This window comes from Kitasatospora saccharophila (assembly GCF_039529925.1).
Taxonomy (GTDB): Bacteria; Actinomycetota; Actinomycetes; order Streptomycetales; family Streptomycetaceae; genus Kitasatospora; species Kitasatospora saccharophila.
Window position 1 is genome coordinate 1 of record NZ_BAAANS010000057.1, and the last position, 16,567, is coordinate 16,567.

14 protein-coding genes are annotated in these 16,567 nt (G+C 72.6%); all 14 read left to right on the forward strand.

Annotation, left to right across the window (positions count from 1 at the left end; all coding sequences use genetic code 11):
- On the forward strand, positions 1-2,002 hold a 2,002-nt coding region (locus ABD345_RS31445), incomplete at its 5' end, for a peptidoglycan D,D-transpeptidase FtsI family protein (RefSeq protein ID WP_344557110.1).
- A gap of 100 nt (positions 2,003-2,102) precedes the next feature.
- Positions 2,103-3,650, forward strand: a complete 1,548-nt coding sequence (locus ABD345_RS31450; protein ID WP_425556902.1) for a UDP-N-acetylmuramoyl-L-alanyl-D-glutamate--2,6-diaminopimelate ligase — start codon at positions 2,103-2,105, stop codon at positions 3,648-3,650.
- Positions 3,647-5,050, forward strand: coding sequence for a UDP-N-acetylmuramoyl-tripeptide--D-alanyl-D-alanine ligase (locus ABD345_RS31455; protein WP_344557111.1), 1,404 nt, complete (start codon positions 3,647-3,649; stop codon positions 5,048-5,050). The genes ABD345_RS31450 and ABD345_RS31455 overlap by 4 nt, the downstream gene beginning before the upstream one ends.
- Positions 5,047-6,108: a phospho-N-acetylmuramoyl-pentapeptide-transferase gene (gene mraY / locus ABD345_RS31460; protein WP_344557112.1), complete on the forward strand. Its 1,062-nt coding sequence runs from the start codon at positions 5,047-5,049 to the stop codon at positions 6,106-6,108. Before ABD345_RS31455 ends, mraY begins: the two co-directional genes overlap by 4 nt.
- Complete coding sequence (murD, locus tag ABD345_RS31465) at positions 6,105-7,535, forward strand: UDP-N-acetylmuramoyl-L-alanine--D-glutamate ligase (RefSeq protein ID WP_344557170.1); 1,431 nt, start codon at positions 6,105-6,107, stop codon at positions 7,533-7,535. The genes mraY and murD overlap by 4 nt, the downstream gene beginning before the upstream one ends.
- A 105-nt stretch (positions 7,536-7,640) precedes the next feature.
- Positions 7,641-9,008, forward strand: coding sequence for a putative lipid II flippase FtsW (ftsW, locus tag ABD345_RS31470; protein ID WP_425556903.1), 1,368 nt, complete (start codon positions 7,641-7,643; stop codon positions 9,006-9,008).
- A gap of 6 nt (positions 9,009-9,014) precedes the next feature.
- Positions 9,015-10,121: an undecaprenyldiphospho-muramoylpentapeptide beta-N-acetylglucosaminyltransferase gene (gene murG, locus ABD345_RS31475; RefSeq protein ID WP_344557113.1), complete on the forward strand. Its 1,107-nt coding sequence runs from the start codon at positions 9,015-9,017 to the stop codon at positions 10,119-10,121.
- Positions 10,114-10,884: a cell division protein FtsQ/DivIB gene (locus ABD345_RS31480; protein ID WP_344557114.1), complete on the forward strand. Its 771-nt coding sequence runs from the start codon at positions 10,114-10,116 to the stop codon at positions 10,882-10,884. Before murG ends, ABD345_RS31480 begins: the two co-directional genes overlap by 8 nt.
- Positions 10,885-11,218: 334 nt before the next feature.
- Positions 11,219-12,439, forward strand: a complete 1,221-nt coding sequence (ftsZ, locus tag ABD345_RS31485; RefSeq protein ID WP_344557115.1) for a cell division protein FtsZ — start codon at positions 11,219-11,221, stop codon at positions 12,437-12,439.
- Positions 12,436-13,170 (forward strand): peptidoglycan editing factor PgeF, encoded by a 735-nt coding sequence (gene pgeF, locus ABD345_RS31490; protein WP_344557116.1) that lies wholly within the window; start codon positions 12,436-12,438, stop codon positions 13,168-13,170. Before ftsZ ends, pgeF begins: the two co-directional genes overlap by 4 nt.
- Entirely contained in the window at positions 13,167-13,958 is a 792-nt protein-coding gene (locus tag ABD345_RS31495; protein WP_344557117.1) for a YggS family pyridoxal phosphate-dependent enzyme, read from the forward strand. The genes pgeF and ABD345_RS31495 overlap by 4 nt, the downstream gene beginning before the upstream one ends.
- Positions 13,959-14,153: 195 nt before the next feature.
- Positions 14,154-14,774: a cell division protein SepF gene (locus tag ABD345_RS31500; RefSeq protein WP_033256015.1), complete on the forward strand. Its 621-nt coding sequence runs from the start codon at positions 14,154-14,156 to the stop codon at positions 14,772-14,774.
- Between the two features lie 78 nt (positions 14,775-14,852).
- Positions 14,853-15,143, forward strand: a complete 291-nt coding sequence (locus ABD345_RS31505) for a YggT family protein (RefSeq protein ID WP_014135258.1) — start codon at positions 14,853-14,855, stop codon at positions 15,141-15,143.
- A gap of 46 nt (positions 15,144-15,189) precedes the next feature.
- The gene (locus tag ABD345_RS31510; RefSeq protein ID WP_344557119.1) at positions 15,190-16,554 is read left to right on the forward strand and encodes a DivIVA domain-containing protein; all 1,365 of its coding nucleotides are present in this window, start codon (positions 15,190-15,192) and stop codon (positions 16,552-16,554) included.
- Positions 16,555-16,567 lie beyond the last annotated feature (13 nt).

A 16,567-nucleotide genomic window follows, 5' to 3' on the forward strand; every position in this document is an offset into this window, starting at 1 on the left:
CCGGCCGCGCGCCTCGGCCGGGCACCGGGAGGTCGCCCCGCCGCGCACCAGCGCCCGCCCGGCCCGCCGTCCGGCCCCGCCGCGCCGCCCGGCCCCGTCCGGGCCGCGCACCATCAAGCTGGCCGACCCGCGGCGCCGGCTGCGGCTGGTGACGATCTGCCTGCTGCTGGTCTTCGCGATCTTCGCGGGCCGGCTGGTGCAGCTCCAACTGCTGGACTCCGACGCGCTGGCCGCCGCCGCGGGCGCCAACAAGTACGTGCGGGTGACGCTGCCCGCCGAGCGCGGCTCGATCACCGCCGCGGACGGCACCGTGCTGGCCACCTCGGTCGACGCGTACGACATCACCGCCGACCCGACCATGTTCACCCCGGAGGCCACCCACCTGCCGGACGCCCCGGAGCAGGCCGCGGCGCTGCTGGCGCCGATCCTCGGGCAGCCGAAGGAGAAGCTGGCCGAGAAGCTGCACCCGAACAGCAAGAACCCGAAGAGCCAGTACGCGCTGCTGACGGCCCGGCAGTCCCCGGAGACCAAGAACCAGCTCGCCGACCTGAAGTCCTCGCTGGCCAAGCAGGTCGACACCGCGGCCTGCCGGGCCCAGGCCCAACTGCTGAAGAAGCCCGCCGACAAGGGCGGCCGGCAGTTCCTCGACGCGGCCTGCGTGAACCCGCTGGCCGGGCTGTTCTGGGACCAGTCGACCCGGCGCAGCTACCCGGCGAACGGCCTGGCCTCCAACCTGGTCGGCTTCGTCAACGCGGAGGGCGCCGGCAGCGGCGGCCTGGAGCTCCAGTACCAGCAGCAGCTCGCCGGGCAGGACGGGCACTCCACGTACGCCTCGGCGGGCGGCAACCGGGTCGCCACCGCGGGCGGCGCCCGGCAGGACCCGGTCTCCGGCACCGACCTGCGGCTGACCGTGGACCCGGACGTCCAGTGGGCCGCCCAGCGCGCCATCACCGACCAGGTGGCCAACGCCGGGGCGGAGAAGGGCTACGTGATCGTCCAGGACGTGCGGACCGGCCAGGTGCTCGCGATGGCCACCTCGCCCGGCTTCGACCCCAACGACCTGGCCGCGGCCCGCGCCGACCAGCTCGGCAACGCCGCCCTGCAGGACGCGTACGAGCCCGGCTCGACCGCGAAGCTGATGACCATGGCGGCGGTGCTGGACACCGGCAAGGCCGACTGGGACACCCACGTGGAGGTGCCCAACACGCTCCAGCGGGCCGACCGGGTCTTCCACGACGACGTGGACCACGAGACCTGGTACCTGACCCTGGCGGGCGTGCTCGCCAAGTCCTCCAACATCGGCACCATCGAGGCGGCCGAGCACCTGGGCGCCACCCAGGCCGAGTCCAACAAGGTGCTGGCCGACTACCTGGACCGGTTCGGCATCGGCAAGCCCAGCGGCCTGGGCTTCCCCGGCGAGACCCGCGGCATCCTGGCCGAGCCCGAGGACTGGAGCGGCTCGCAGCAGTACACCATCCCGTTCGGCCAGGGCCTCTCGGTGAACGCCCTGCAGGCCACCTCGGTGTTCTCCACCATCGCCAACGGCGGCGTGCGGGTCGCCCCCAGCCTGCTGGCCGGGACGACCGGCCCGGACGGGAAGTTCACCCCGGCACCGGCCGGGGCGCAGAACCGGGTGGTGTCCGAGCAGACCGCGAAGACGCTGACCGAGATGCTGGAGTCCGTCGTCACCGACGAGCAGGGCACCGGCAACACCGCGAAGATCCCGGGGTACCGGGTGGCCGGCAAGACCGGCACCGCGAACCGGGTGGACCCGAAGACCGGCAAGTACTCCGGGTACACCGCCTCCTTCATCGGCTTCGCACCGGCCGACCGGCCCCGGGTGACGGTCTCCTGCGTCATCCAGGACCCGGTCAACGGGCACTTCGGCGGGCAGCTGTGCGGGCCCGTCTTCAAGCAGGTGATGGAGTTCACCCTCAAGACCCTCCAGGTCCCGCCGAGCGGCAGCGAGGCGCCGAACCTGCCCGTCGACTGGAAACCCTGAGATGAGCGACACCCCCCGGCGCGCCCAGCGCCCTGTGAGCAGCGTCACGGAGCAGGCCCGGTTTGGCCCCGGGGGGCGCGGGGCCGATAGCCTTCCGGCCGTGCCGAAACCCGATCAAACCCCCGCGAGCCCACCCCGTCCCAGCCGCACCGCGGCGCTGCCCCTGGCCGGGGCGGCCCGGCTGCTCGGCCTGGCCCCCGTCGAGGGGCCCGAGGTCACCGGCGTCACCCACGACTCCCGGGCGGTGCGGCCCGGCGACGTGTACGTGGCCTTCCCCGGCGCCAACCACCACGGTGCCGCGTTCGCCCCGGCGGCCGCCGCCGCCGGCGCGGTCGCGGTGCTCACCGACGCCGCCGGGGCCGAGCCGGCCGCCGGCACCGGCCTGCCGCTGCTGGTGGTGGACAGTCCGCGCGAGGTGATGGGCGCGCTGGCCGCCGCGGTCTACGGGGCGCCCAGCGAGAGCATGCTGATGATCGGTCTGACCGGCACCAACGGCAAGACCACCACCTCCTACCTGGTCGAGGGCGGCCTGCGCGGGGCCGGCCGGACGGCCGGGGTGATCGGCACCGTCGAGATGCGGGTCGGCGAGGAGCGGGTCAAGTCCGAGCGCACCACCCCCGAGGCCACCGAACTGCACGCCGTGCTCGGCGTGATGCGCGAGGCCGGGGCGGACGCGGTGGTGATGGAGGTCTCCAGCCACGCGCTGGTGTACGGCCGCACCGACGGCGTGGTCTACGACGTCGCGCTGTTCAACAACCTGACGCCGGAGCACCTCGACTTCCACCCCGACATGGAGGACTACTACCGGGCCAAGGCCCGGTTGTTCGAGCCCGGCAAGTCCCGGCACGGCGTGGCCAACCGGGACGACTCCTACGGCCGCCGGCTGGCCGGCGAGGCCCGGATCCCGATGACCACCTTCTCGGCGTCCGGTGACCCGGACGCCGACTGGCGCGCCGTCGACGTCCAGCCCGGCCCGGCCGGCTCCACGTTCCGGGTGGTCGGCCCGAACGGCGAGCGGGCCGACGCCTCGGTGCCGCTGCCCGGCCCGTTCAACGTCTCCAACGCGCTCGGCGCGATCGCCGTGCTGGTCACCGCGGGCGTCGACCTGGACGCGGCGGTGGCCGGGGTGGCCGCCGTTCCCGGGGTGCCCGGCCGGATGGAGAAGGTCGAGGCCGGCCAGGACTACGTCGCCGTGGTCGACTACGCGCACAAGCCGGACGCGCTCAACTCCGTGCTCGCCTCGCTCCGCGAGGTCACCAAGGGCCGGCTGCACGTGGTCGTCGGCTGCGGCGGCGACCGCGACCCGTACAAGCGCGGCCCGATGGGCGCGATCGCCGCCCGGCTCGCCGACACCGCCGTCCTCACCAGCGACAACCCGCGCTCCGAGGACGCGCTGGCGATCCTCGCCACCATGCTGTCCGGCGCCGCCGAGGTGCCCGAGGAGGAGCGCGGCGAGGTGCTCGCCGTCCCGGACCGCGGCGAGGCGATCGCCCTGGCGGTGGCCCGCGCGCACAGCGGCGACACCGTCCTGGTGGCGGGCAAGGGCCACGAGCTGGGCCAGTACGTGAAGGGCGAGGTCCGCCCGTTCGACGACCGCGAGGTCCTGCGGACCGCGATCGAGCAGTTGATGATGGAGGCGCAGCGATGATCAGCCTGACCCTCGCGGAGGCCGCGCAGGCCGTTGGCGGGACGCTCGACGGGGCGGACCCGCAGGCGGTGATCACCGGCGCGGTGGCCACCGACAACCGGCGGATCGAGCCCGGCGGGCTGTTCGTGTGCGTGCTCGGCGAGCGCGTGGACGGCCACGACTTCGCGGCGCGGGCCGTCGCGGACGGCGCCGTCGCAGTGCTCGCCACCCGGCCGGTCGGCGTGCCCGCGATCCTGGTGGACGACGTGGTGGTCGCCCTCGGCCGGCTCGCCCGCGCCGTGGTGGCCCGCTCCGCCGGGGTGCGGATCGTCGGCCTGACCGGCTCGGCCGGCAAGACCTCCACCAAGGACCTGATCGGCCAACTGCTGTCCAAGCACGGTGAGACGGTCTTCCCGGCCGGTTCGCACAACAACGAGATCGGCCACCCGCTGACCGCGCTGCGGATCGCCCCGACCACCCGTCACCTGGTGATGGAGATGGGCGCCCGGCACAAGGGCGACATCGAGTACCTGACCGGCATCACCCCGCCCACCGTCGGACTCGTCCTCAACATCGGCACCGCCCACCTCGGCGAGTTCGGCTCCCGCGAGGCCATCGCCGAGGCCAAGGGCGAGATGGTGGAGGCCCTTTCGGCCGACGGCGTCGCCGTCCTCAACGCCGACGACCCGCTGGTGCGCGCGATGAGCAGCCGCACCAGGGCGAGGGTCGTGCTGTTCGGCGAATCCCCGGACGCGCACATCCGCGCCACGGACGTTCGCCTGGACGCCACCGGGCGGCCACAGTTCACGCTCAGCACCCCGGCCGGTTCCGCACCCGTGCAGCTGCGCCTGTACGGTGAGCACCACGTCTCGAACGCCCTCGCCGCCGCTGCGGTGGCGGTGGAGCTCGGGATGCCCGTCGACCGCGTCGCCGAAGCACTCAGCGAGGCGGGTGCGCTGTCCCGCTGGCGCATGGAGGTGGTCGACCGGGCCGATGGCCTCACCGTCGTCAACGACGCCTACAACGCGAACCCGGAGTCCATGCGGGCCGCGCTGCGGGCCCTCGCGACGATGGCGGGCACCGGCCCGGAGCGCCGCCGCACCTGGGCGGTGCTCGGTGAGATGCGGGAGCTCGGCGAGGACAGCCTCGACGAGCACGACACCATCGGAAGGCTCGCGGTGCGGCTGGACATCACCAAGCTGGTGGCGGTCGGCGGACGCGAGGCGGCCCGGATGGAACTGGGCGCGAGGAACGAAGGTTCGTGGGGTGAGGAGTCGGTGCTGGTGTCCGACGCGGACGCGGCGATCGAGCTGCTGCGCAGTCAGGTGCGGCCGGGGGACGTGGTCCTGGTGAAGGCTTCCCGTTCGGTGGGCCTGGAGAAGGTCGCCGAGGCGCTGCTCGCGGACGGTGCCGCGAAGTGAAGCAGATCCTCTTCTCCGGCATGATCGGCCTGGTGCTGACCCTGCTCGGCACCCCCGCCCTGATCAAGCTGCTCGCCAAGAAGGGCTACGGCCAGTACATCCGGGACGACGGCCCCAAGGCGCACCACAGCAAGAAGGGCACGCCCACGATGGGCGGCATCGCCTTCATCCTGGCCACCCTGATCGCCTACTTCGCGACCAAGGCGATAACGGGCGAAATGCCCACCGCCTCCGGCCTGTTGGTGCTGTTCCTGACCACCGGCCTGGGCCTGGTCGGCTTCCTGGACGACTACATCAAGGTGGTCAAGCGCCGCTCGCTGGGCCTGCGGGCCAAGGCGAAGCTGCTCGGCCAGTCCTTCGTCGCCCTCGCCTTCGCCATCCTGGCCATGCAGTTCAGCGACAGCCGCGGGCTGACCCCGGCCTCCGACCACCTGTCCTTCGTGCAGGACTTCAAGTGGGCGATCGGCCCGGTGCTGTTCGTCATCTGGGCGTACTTCATGATCGCCGCGATGTCGAACGGCGTGAACCTGACCGACGGTCTGGACGGCCTGGCCACCGGCGCCTCGGTGATGGTCTTCGGCGCCTACACCTTCATCGGCCTCTGGGAGCACGGCCAGAACTGCGCCTACGCGATCAAGGCCACCGCCTCCTGCTACGACGTCCGCGACCCGCTGGACCTCGCCGTGGTCGCCGCCGCGCTGATGGGCTCCTGCTTCGGCTTCCTGTGGTGGAACACCTCGCCCGCGAAGATCTTCATGGGCGACACCGGCTCGCTGGCCCTCGGCGGCGCGCTGGCCGGCCTGGCCATCGTCTCCCGCACCGAGCTGCTGCTCGCCATCCTCGGCGGCCTGTTCGTGATCATCACCCTTTCGGTGATCATCCAGGTCGGCTCGTTCCGGATGACCGGCAAGCGCGTTTTCAAGATGGCGCCGCTGCAGCACCACTTCGAGCTCAAGGGCTGGAGCGAAGTCCTGATCGTGGTCCGGTTCTGGATCATCCAGGGCCTGTGCGTCGCCGTCGGACTCGGACTCTTCTACGCGGGATGGGTGACCGGATGAACAACCCGGAGTGGGCCGGACTGCCGGTCGTCGTCGCAGGACTGGGCCTCTCCGGGATCAGCGCCGCCCGGGTCCTGCACGGACTCGGCGCGCGCGTCACCGTCGTCGACGGCGGGGACGGCCCGGGCCTCGCGGCCAAGGCCGCCCCGCTGGTCGAGCAGGGCGTCACCGTCCGCCTCGGCGACGGCGCCACCCTGCCCGCGGGCACCGCGCTGGTCGTCACCTCGCCCGGCTGGGCCCCCGACAGCCCGCTGTTCGCCGCCGCCGACGCGGCCGGCGTCCCGGTCTGGGGCGACGTCGAACTCGCCTGGCGGCTGCGCACCCCGCACCCCGCCACCGGCGAACCGGCCCCCTGGCTGGCCGTCACCGGCACCAACGGCAAGACCACCACCGTCCAGATGCTCGCCTCGATCCTCACCGCGGCCGGCAAGCGCACCGCGGCCGTCGGCAACGTCGGCGTCCCGGTGCTGGACGCCGTGCTGGCCGAGGAGCCGTACGACGTGCTGGCCGTCGAACTCTCCAGCTACCAGCTGCACTGGGCGCCCTCGCTGCGGGTGCACTCCGGCGCGGTGCTCAACCTCGCCCCCGACCACCTCGACTGGCACGGCTCGATGGAGGCGTACGCCGCCGACAAGGGCCGGATCTACCAGGGCAACCGGGTCGCCTGCGTCTACAACCTGGCCGACCCCGCCACCGAGGCGCTGGTCCGCGAGGCCGACGTCGAGGAGGGCTGCCGGGCGGTCGGCTTCGGCCCGGACGCGCCCGCCGTCTCCAACCTCGGCGTGGTCGACGGCCTGCTGGTCGACCGGGCCTTCGTCACCGACCGGGCCAACTCGGCCGCCGAGCTCGGCGCCGTCGCCGACGTGAACCCGCCGGCCCCGCACAACATCACCAACGCGCTGGCCGCCGCCGCGCTGGCCCGCGCCTACGGCGTGGACGCCAAGGCCGTCCGGGACGGGCTGCGCGCCTTCACCCCCGACAAGCACCGGATCGCGCACGTCGCCGAGATCGACGGCGTGACCTACGTGGACGACTCCAAGGCCACCAACACGCACGCCGCCGCCGCCTCGTTGGCCGCGTACCGACCGGTGGTGTGGATCGCCGGCGGCCTCGCCAAGGGCGCCACCTTCGACGAGCTGGTCGCCGCCGCCGCGCCCCGGCTGCGGGCCGCCGTGCTGATCGGCCAGGACCGGCAGCTGATCCGCGAGGCGCTGGAGCGACACGCCCCGCAGGTCCCGGTCGTCGAGCCCGCACCGGGCCAGACTGGCGCCGGGGCGATGGCCGAGGTCGTCGCGGCCGCGGCCGCCGCCGCCGAGAAGGGCGACACCGTCCTGCTGGCGCCCGCCTGCGCCTCGATGGACATGTTCACCAACTACGGTGAGCGCGGCGACCTGTTCGCCGCCGCCGTCCGGGCCCTGCAGCCCTGAGCCGCGCACCACGAGGCCGCGCCCGGGCGGCTCACCGCCCGGGCGCGGCCTCGCCGTCGGAGGACCCGGCGCCTTCCCGTCCGTGACCCGAACCGTGAGGAGCCCGTGGTGCCGACCAGGGAGAAGGAGCCGCCGCAGGGCCTCCAGCTGATCTCGGCGACCACCACCACCTTCAAGTCGGCCGGGCCGGTGGCCCGCTTCCGGGCCGCCCGGGAGCGCTTCGGCTACCTGATGGCCCGCCCGCTGACCCCGTACTACCTGATCCTGGGCGCCTCGCTGCTGCTGGTGGTGCTGGGCCTGGTGATGGTGTTCTCCGCCTCGCAGAGCGTGGTGGTGGAGTACGGCCTGCCGATGACGTTCTTCTTCCGCAAGCAGCTGGTCGCGCTGCTGCTCGGCGGCGCGGTCGCGGTGGTGCTGACCCGGGCCCCGGTGCGGGTGCTGCGCACCGCCGTCTACCCGCTGCTGTTCGGCGTGGTGGGCGCGCTGGTGCTGGTGGCGATCCCCGGCGTGGGCGTGCGGATCAACGGCAACCGGAACTGGATCAGCCTGGGCTTCTTCCAGATCCAGCCGTCCGAGTTCGCCAAGCTCGCGCTGCTGCTGTGGGCGGCCGACCTGCTGGCCCGCAAGCAGCGCACCCACATGCTCGACCAGTGGAAGCACCTGCTGATCCCGCTGGTGCCCGGCACCGTCGTGCTGATGATGCTGATCATGATCGGCGGCGACATGGGCACCACCATGGTGCTGATCGCCATGCTGTTCGGCCTGCTCTGGATGGTCGGCGCCCCGCTGCGGCTGTTCGCCGCCACCCTCGGCATCGCGGTGGTCGCCTGCACCGCGCTGATCATCACGGTGCCGCACCGGCTCGGCCGGCTCGCCTGCGTCGGCGTCACCAAGCCGGACCCGAGCCTGGACTGCTTCCAGGCCCTGCACGGCCTGTACGCCCTGGCCGCGGGCGGACCGTTCGGGTCCGGACTGGGCGCCGGGGTGGAGAAGTGGGGACAGCTGCCGGAGGCCCACACCGACTTCATCTTCGCCGCCACCGGCGAGGAACTCGGACTGGTGGGGACGCTGTCCGTGCTCGCCCTCTTCGCGGCACTAGGCTACGCGGGTATCCGAGTGGCCCTCGGCACCACGGACCCGTTCGTGCGGTACGCGGCGGGCGCCGCCACCACGTGGATCATGGCTCAGGCCGTGGTCAACCTGGGGTCGGCGCTGGGACTCCTGCCCATCGCGGGCGTCCCGCTGCCGCTGTTCTCGTACGGCGGTTCCGCGATGCTGTCGGCCATGTGCGCCATCGGGCTGCTGCTGTGCTTCGCACGCAGCTCCCCGGCGGCGAAGGCAGCGCTGGCTGCCCGGCCCCGCAGATGGCGAAAAGGGGCCAACTCCCGGTTCGGGCCAGTCCTGGACCGGGTGCTGCCAGGTAGGAAAACCACAGCGCGCAAGGCCGCCCGGCCGCCGCGCAGGGAGCGGTGAATTTCGGTGCATGTCGTACTCGCCGGCGGCGGGACCGCCGGTCACATCGAGCCGGCCATGGCGCTCGCGGACGCGCTGCGCAGGCACGACCCGTCCATCGGGATCACCGCCCTCGGCACCGAGCGCGGCCTGGAGACCCGGCTGGTCCCGGAGCGCGGCTACGAGCTGGCGCTGATCCCGGCCGTGCCGCTGCCCCGCAAGCCCACCCCGGAGCTGATCACCGTCCCGGGCCGGCTGCGCGGCACCGTGCGCGCCGCCCAGGAGGTCATCGAGCGGGTCAAGGCGGACGCGGTGGTCGGCTTCGGCGGCTACGTGGCGATGCCCGCCTACCTGGCGGCCAAGCGGGCCGGCGTCCCGATCGTGGTGCACGAGGCCAACGCCCGCCCCGGCCTGGCCAACAAGATCGGCGCCCGCTACAGCGACTTCGTCGCGGTCTCCACCCCGGACTCCAAGCTGCGCGACTCCCGGTACATCGGCATCCCGCTGCGCCGCACCATCGCCACCCTGGACCGCGGCACCGTCCGTCCCGAGGCCCGGCACTACTTCGGCCTCGACCAGCGGCTGCCCACCCTGCTGGTCTCCGGCGGCTCGCAGGGCGCCCGGCGCCTCAACGAGACGGTGCAGGCGATCGCGCCCCGGCTCCAGCAGTACGGCGTGCAGATCCTGCACGCGGTCGGCCCGAAGAACGAGCTGCCGACCATCGACGACATCCCGGGCATGCCGCCGTACCGGGCGCTGCCCTACCTGGACCGGATGGACCTGGCCTACGCGGCGGCCGACATGATGCTCTGCCGGGCCGGCGCGATGACGGTGGCCGAGCTGGCCGCGGTCGGCCTGCCGGCCGCGTTCGTGCCGCTGCCGATCGGCAACGGCGAGCAGCGGCTGAACGCCCAGCCGATGGTGAAGGCGGGCGGCGGCCTGCTGGTCGACGACGCCGAGCTGACCACCGACTGGGTGCTGAAGAACGTGCTGCCGGTGCTCACCGATCCGGCCAAGCTGTGGGAGATGTCGCGCGCGGCCGCCGAGTTCGGCCGCCGGGACGCCGACGACCTGCTGGTGCAGATGGTGTACGAGGCGATCGAGGCCGCCCGCGGCGGCCGGCGCCGTGGCTGACGAGTACGACGAGGAGCTCGGGGAGGACGGCGAACCGGTCCGTCCGCCCCGGCTCCGGCTGTCCCGCCGGGGCGTCGGGGTGCTGGTCGCGCTGGGCGCGCTGGTGCTCGGGGGCCTCGGCTGGACGGTGTTCCTCTCCTCCGCGCTGGACGTCCGCGGGGTGGCCGTCCAGGGCCTGGACTCCGGCAAGCTGACCCGGCAGGACATCGAGGGGGCGCTCGGCGACAGCGCCCGCGGCCCGCTGGCCCGGGTCGACCTGGACGCGGTCCGGGCCGAGGTGGCGAAGGTCCCGCGGGTCGCCTCGGTCGAGGTCTGGCGCGGCTGGCCGCACACCCTGCGGGTGAAGGTGACCGAGCGCCGCCCGGTGGCGGCGATCCAGCGCGACGGCGGCGGCTTCGTCCAGGTCGACGCCGGCGGTGTGGAATTCGCCACGGAACCCGGGCCCCCGCCCGGCGTCCCGGTGGTGGCCCTCGAACTGAGCGGGCCGGCCCAGGACGCGGCGGCCGTCATCGACCGGCCGACCCTGGTCCGCTCGGCGATCACGGTGGCCGCCGGACTGCCGCCGGACGTGGCGAAACAGGCCGGTTCGCTCACGGTCTACTCCTACGACGACATCCGGCTGAAGCTGGCCTCCGGCGCGACCGTCCGCTGGGGGAGCGCCGAGGACACCCCGCGCAAGGCGCAGGTGCTGACCGCACTGCTCGGTCAGAAGGCGTCGAATTACGACGTGAGTGCGCCGGACGCCCCGGCGGTGTCGGGTTGATCCGGTAAGTTCTGTGCCCGGGGGCGGTATTGACGGAGCCACGGCTCCGGTCCGACCCTTGGTGGTCACCCCGGTTTCACCGAGGGGTCGATGATCACATAGGCTCAAAAGAAAAAGGGAAGCTCGGCGTGTTCGTTGAAACACGCGCCGGTTGCGACCTACTGTCCTGTGTCAACGAGCTGTGCTCGACACCGAGGTGACACCGGCACAGCCATAACCCTCAACCTCAAGTTTAGGGTTCGGGTTGGAACCACGTGCTTCCCACCCATCGACATCCGTCGGCCTTCACAATCCAGGGGAGCCGACCCGGAAATTCGAGGCGAGAGGCCCCGACGTGGCAGCACCCCAGAATTACCTCGCGGTCATCAAGGTCGTCGGCATCGGCGGCGGCGGAGTCAACGCCATCAACCGGATGATCGAGGTCGGGCTCAAGGGCGTCGAGTTCATCGCGATCAACACCGACGCCCAGGCGCTGCTGATGAGCGACGCCGACGTGAAGCTCGACGTCGGCCGCGAGCTCACCCGGGGCCTCGGCGCCGGCGCCAACCCCGAGGTCGGCCGGAAGGCCGCCGAGGACCACCGCGAGGAGATCGAGGAGGTCCTCAAGGGGGCCGACATGGTCTTCGTGACGGCCGGCGAGGGCGGCGGCACCGGCACCGGCGGCGCGCCGGTGGTGGCCAACATCGCCCGCTCGCTCGGCGCCCTGACCATCGGCGTGGTCACCCGCCCGTTCACCTTCGAGGGCCGCCGCCGGGCCAACCAGGCCGAGGACGGCATCGCCAGCCTGCGCGAGCAGGTCGACACCCTGATCGTCATCCCGAACGACCGGCTGCTGTCGATCTCCGACCGCCAGGTCTCGGTGCTGGACGCGTTCCGCTCCGCCGACCAGGTGCTGCTCTCCGGTGTGCAGGGCATCACCGACCTGATCACCACCCCCGGCCTGATCAACCTGGACTTCGCCGACGTCAAGTCGGTCATGTCGGACGCCGGTTCGGCGCTGATGGGCATCGGTTCGGCCCGCGGCGAGGACCGGGCCAAGGCCGCCGCGGTGATGGCGATCTCCTCGCCGCTGCTGGAAGCCTCGATCGACGGCGCCCGCGGCGTGCTGCTCTCCATCTCCGGCGGCTCCGACCTCGGCCTGTTCGAGATCAACGAGGCCGCCCAGCTGGTCAGCGAGGCGGCCCACCCGGAGGCGAACATCATCTTCGGCGCGGTCATCGACGACGCGCTCGGCGACGAGGTCCGGGTCACCGTGATCGCCGCCGGGTTCGACGGCGGCCAGCCGCCGGCCATCGTCCGCGAGCCGGTGGTGAAGTCCACCTCCACCGCCTCCGCGGCCCCGGCCGCGGGCTCCGACCGCCCGGCCGGCCGGCCGTCCTACGGCTCGATCGGCTCGGTCACCCGCCCCGAGGAGCCGGCCCGTCCGGCCGAGACCCCGGCTCCGGCCCCGGTCGCGGCCACCGCCCCGCCGGTGCCGCCGCAGGTCCAGCCGGTGCACCGGCCGTACGTCGAGAGCCCCGCCGAGGAGCTCGACGTGCCGGACTTCCTCAAGTGATCCACGCGTTCTCCCGACACGGTGCTCACTTCGCCTCCACCACCCGGTGGGGCGGGGTGAGCACCGCGCCGTACGGGGAGCTCAACCTCGGCGGCGCGGTGGGCGATTCGCCCGAGTTCGTCAAGCAGAACCGTTTCTTCGCGGCCCGGGAACTGGGGCTGGATCCGGCCGATGTGGTCTGGATGAACCAGGTGCACGGCGCCGAGGTCGCGGTGGTCACCGAGCGCCAGCCCGAGGGCACCGCCCCGACCGTCGACGCGGTGGTCACCGACCGTCCGCTCGCCCTCGCCGTGCTGACCGCCGACTGCACCCCCGTGCTGCTGGCCGACCCGGCCGCCGGAGTGGTCGGCGCGGCGCACGCCGGGCGCCCGGGCCTGGCCGCCGGGGTCGTCCCCGCGGTGCTCGACGCGATGCGCGAGCTGGGCGCCCGCCCCGAGCGGACCGTCGCCGCCGTCGGCCCCGCGGTCTGCGGCCGCTGCTACGAGGTGCCGGAGGCGATGCGCGCCGAGGTCGCCGCGCTCGTCCCGGCCGCGCGGGCCGAGACCTCCTGGGGCACCCCCGCGCTGGACGTCCCCGCCGGGGTCGCCGCGCAGCTCGCCGAGGCGGGCGTGCAGGATGTGATCCGATCATCCGTCTGCACCCTCGAATCACCGGACCACTACTCCTACCGCAGGGAGCAGCGGACCGGCCGACTCGCGAGCTACGTCTGGCTGGGGCCCTCACACTCATGACGAACGACATCTACGGTCCGTTCCCGGGCGGGGCGGACTTCTCCGCCGCGCTGACCGAGGGGCGGCGCGCCCGCTACGAGCAGCTCGGCGCCAACCTCGACGTGGTCGAGCGCCGGATCGCCGACGCCTGCGCCGCGGCCGGCCGCCCGCGCGCGGAGGTCACCCTGATCGTGGTGACCAAGACCTACCCGGCCGAGGACACCGCGCTGCTCGCCGGGCTCGGCGTCACCGACGTCGCCGAGAACCGCGACCAGGACGCCGCCCCCAAGGCCGAGCGCTGCGTCGAACTCCCGCTGACCTGGCACTTCGTGGGCCAGTTGCAGACCAACAAGGCCCGCTCGGTGGTCCGTTACTCCGACGTCGTGCACTCGGTGGACCGGGTCCGGCTGGTCGACTCGCTGGCCGCGGCCGTCCGCGCGGCGGAGCGCCCGCCGCTGGGCTGCCTGGTGCAGGTCGCCCTGGACCGGGAGGCCGGGGACGAGGGCGCGCACCGGGCCGGGGTGGCCCCGGCCGAGGTGCTCGCGCTGGCCGAGAAGATCGCCGACACGCCCGGGCTGCGACTGGACGGTGTGATGACCGTCGCACCGCTCGCCGGTCCGTTGGCGGGCGACCCGGCGCGCGCCTTCGCGCGGCTGGCGGAAATCGCAAGCGACGTACGCGCGACCCATCCGGCTGCAACCATGGTCTCGGCAGGGATGAGCGGGGACTTGGAGCAGGCGATCGCCGCCGGAGCGACACATGTACGCGTCGGTACGGCGGTGCTCGGAGTGCGGTCACCGCTCGGGTAACGTCACCGGGTAAGTAGATCAGACTGCAGGACAAAATAGGACAGAACCTAGCAGATGATCAGTCTGCTGGTAAACCGTGGATCGCATCCGAGCGCACACTCCGCGGTCTGACGGACCGTCGGCCTGACAGGTCGTAAGAGGACCACGGCATCCGCAGGGCGACACGGTGGGCGCATGAGCGGAGGAGACAGCAGCATGGCCGGCGCGATGCGCAAGATGGCGGTCTATCTCGGTCTGGTCGAGGACGAGACCTACGACAGCCAGGGGTACGACCCCGACGACGACTACGACGCGGATCCCGAGCCGATCCGCACCGGCCGGACCGAGGACCTCCGTTCCGCGGCCCCCGCTCCCGCCGCACCCGCCCCGCAGCCGGCGCCCGTGGCCCACATCGCGCCCCAGCCGGTGCCCGCCGCGGTCCCGATCCGGCAGGAGCAGCCGCGGATGGCTCCCGTGTCGTCCATCACATCCGAGCGTCACCGCAACCTGGAGAAGAGCGCCCCGGTGATCATGCCCAAGGTCGTCAACGAACGAGAGCCGTACCGCATCACGACGCTGCACCCCAGGACCTACAACGAGGCCCGCACCATCGGGGAACAGTTCCGCGGCGGCACCCCCGTGATCATGAATTTGACCGAGATGGACGACACGGACGCCAAGCGGCTCGTAGACTTCGCCGCTGGACTGGTCTTCGGTCTGCACGGCAGTATCGAGCGCGTGACACAGAAGGTGTTCCTGCTGTCGCCTGCTAACGTCGATGTAACGGCGGAGGACAAGGCTCGGATCGCCGAGGGTGGGTTCTTCAACCAGAGCTGACCCGAACCCACGACCACACGTGTGGGTCTGTTGACAGAGCGTCACTGACGGAACGTCGGCCAGGGAGAGGGAGACGCGATGGGGATCTTCGGTTCGGTGCTCTACTGGGTGCTGACCGTGTTCCTGCTGATCCTGCTCTTCCGACTCGTCATGGACTGGGTGTTCCAGTTCGCCCGTTCATGGCGTCCAGGGAAGACCATGGTCGTGGTGCTGGAGGCCACGTACACTGTCACAGATCCGCCACTCAAGCTTCTTCGGCGTTTCATCCCGCCGTTGCGTCTCGGGGGCGTGGCGCTCGACCTGTCCTTCTTCGTACTGATGATCATTGTGTATGTCCTGATCTCGCTCGTGCAGCGCCTGTCGTTCTGAACGATGCGACAGGATGCCGGTCCGACGATCACGTTGAGGTGAAGAGATGCCATTGACCCCCGAGGACGTTCGGAACAAGCAGTTCACGACCGTCCGGCTGCGCGAAGGCTATGACGAGGACGAGGTCGATGCCTTCCTCGACGAGGTCGAAGCCGAGCTGACCCGCCTGCTGCGCGAGAACGAGGACCTGCGGGCCAAGCTGGCCGCCGCCACGCGTGCCGCCGCGCAGAACCAGGCCAACATGCGCAAGGAGCAGCAGGCCCCGCAGGACGGCGGCCGCTCCGGCGCCCCCGTGCCCGCCGCCATATCCGGCCCGCCGGTGCCCGGCCAGCAGGGCCCCGGTCCGCAGCAGCTCGGCGGCCCGCAGCAGCTCACCGGCCCCCAGCAGGGCATGGGCCAGGGCATGGGCAACCAGCAGGGCATGGGTAACCAGCAGGGCATGGGCAACCAGCCGCTGGGCCTGCCCTCCGGCGCCCCGCAGCTGCCCGCCGGCCCGCAGCAGGGCATGGGCGGCCCGATGGGCAACCCGATGCAGCAGCAGCAGATGGGCCAGACCATGGGCGGCCAGCAGCAGCTGGTCCAGCCGATGGGCGGCCAGATGCTGCAGCCGATGGGCAACCCGATGCAGCAGCAGCAGATGGGCCAGACCATGGGCGGGCAGCCCATGGGCGGCCAGCAGCTGCAGCCGATGGGCAACCAGCTGCAGCCGATGGGCGGCCCGATGGGCAACCCGATGCAGCAGCAGAACCCCGGTGGCGACAGCGCCGCCCGCGTCCTGGCGCTCGCCCAGCAGACCGCGGACCAGGCCATCTCCGAGGCCCGCTCCGAGGCCAACAAGATCGTCGGCGAGGCCCGCAGCCGCGCCGAGGGCCTGGAGCGGGACGCCCGCGCCAAGGCCGACGCCCTGGAGCGGGACGCCCAGGAGAAGCACCGCGTCGCGATGGGCTCGCTGGAGTCCGCCCGCGCCACCCTGGAGCGCAAGGTCGAGGACCTGCGCGCCTTCGAGCGCGAGTACCGGACGCGGCTGAAGTCCTACCTGGAGACCCAGCTGCGCCAGCTGGAGTCGCAGGCGGACGACTCGCTCGCCCCGCCGCGGATCCCGGCCACCGCGTCGCTGCCGCCGGCCGCGTCGTCGATGGCGCCCGCCGGTGCCAGCGCGATGTCCTCCCCGGCGCCGTCCTTCGGCTCCAACCCGTCCTTCGGCGGGAACCAGTCCTTCGGCGGCTCCTCCTTCGGCAGCTCGGCCGGTGCCCCGTCCTTCGGCGGCGCCTCGGCGAGCAGCAACGGGGCGATGGCCCCGGCGGGCATGACCCAGCCGATGGCGGCCGTGCGGCCGCAGCCCCCGCAGCCGATGCAGCAGGCTCCCGCGCCGATGCGGGGCTTCCTGATCGACGAGGACGGCGACAACTAGTCCGCACATGACG

What these genes read in the sequence shown, in the direction of transcription:
- ABD345_RS31455 (WP_344557111.1), top strand. Translation starts at nt 3,647, where the DNA reads ATGATCAGCCTGACCCTCGCGGAGGCCGCGCAGGCCGTTGGCGGGACG.
- murD (WP_344557170.1), top strand. Translation starts at nt 6,105, where the DNA reads ATGAACAACCCGGAGTGGGCCGGACTGCCGGTCGTCGTCGCAGGACTG.
- ABD345_RS31495 (WP_344557117.1), top strand. Translation starts at nt 13,167, where the DNA reads ATGACGAACGACATCTACGGTCCGTTCCCGGGCGGGGCGGACTTCTCC.
- ABD345_RS31500 (WP_033256015.1), top strand. Translation starts at nt 14,154, where the DNA reads ATGGCCGGCGCGATGCGCAAGATGGCGGTCTATCTCGGTCTGGTCGAG.
- ABD345_RS31505 (WP_014135258.1), top strand. Translation starts at nt 14,853, where the DNA reads ATGGGGATCTTCGGTTCGGTGCTCTACTGGGTGCTGACCGTGTTCCTG.
- ABD345_RS31510 (WP_344557119.1), top strand. Translation starts at nt 15,190, where the DNA reads ATGCCATTGACCCCCGAGGACGTTCGGAACAAGCAGTTCACGACCGTC.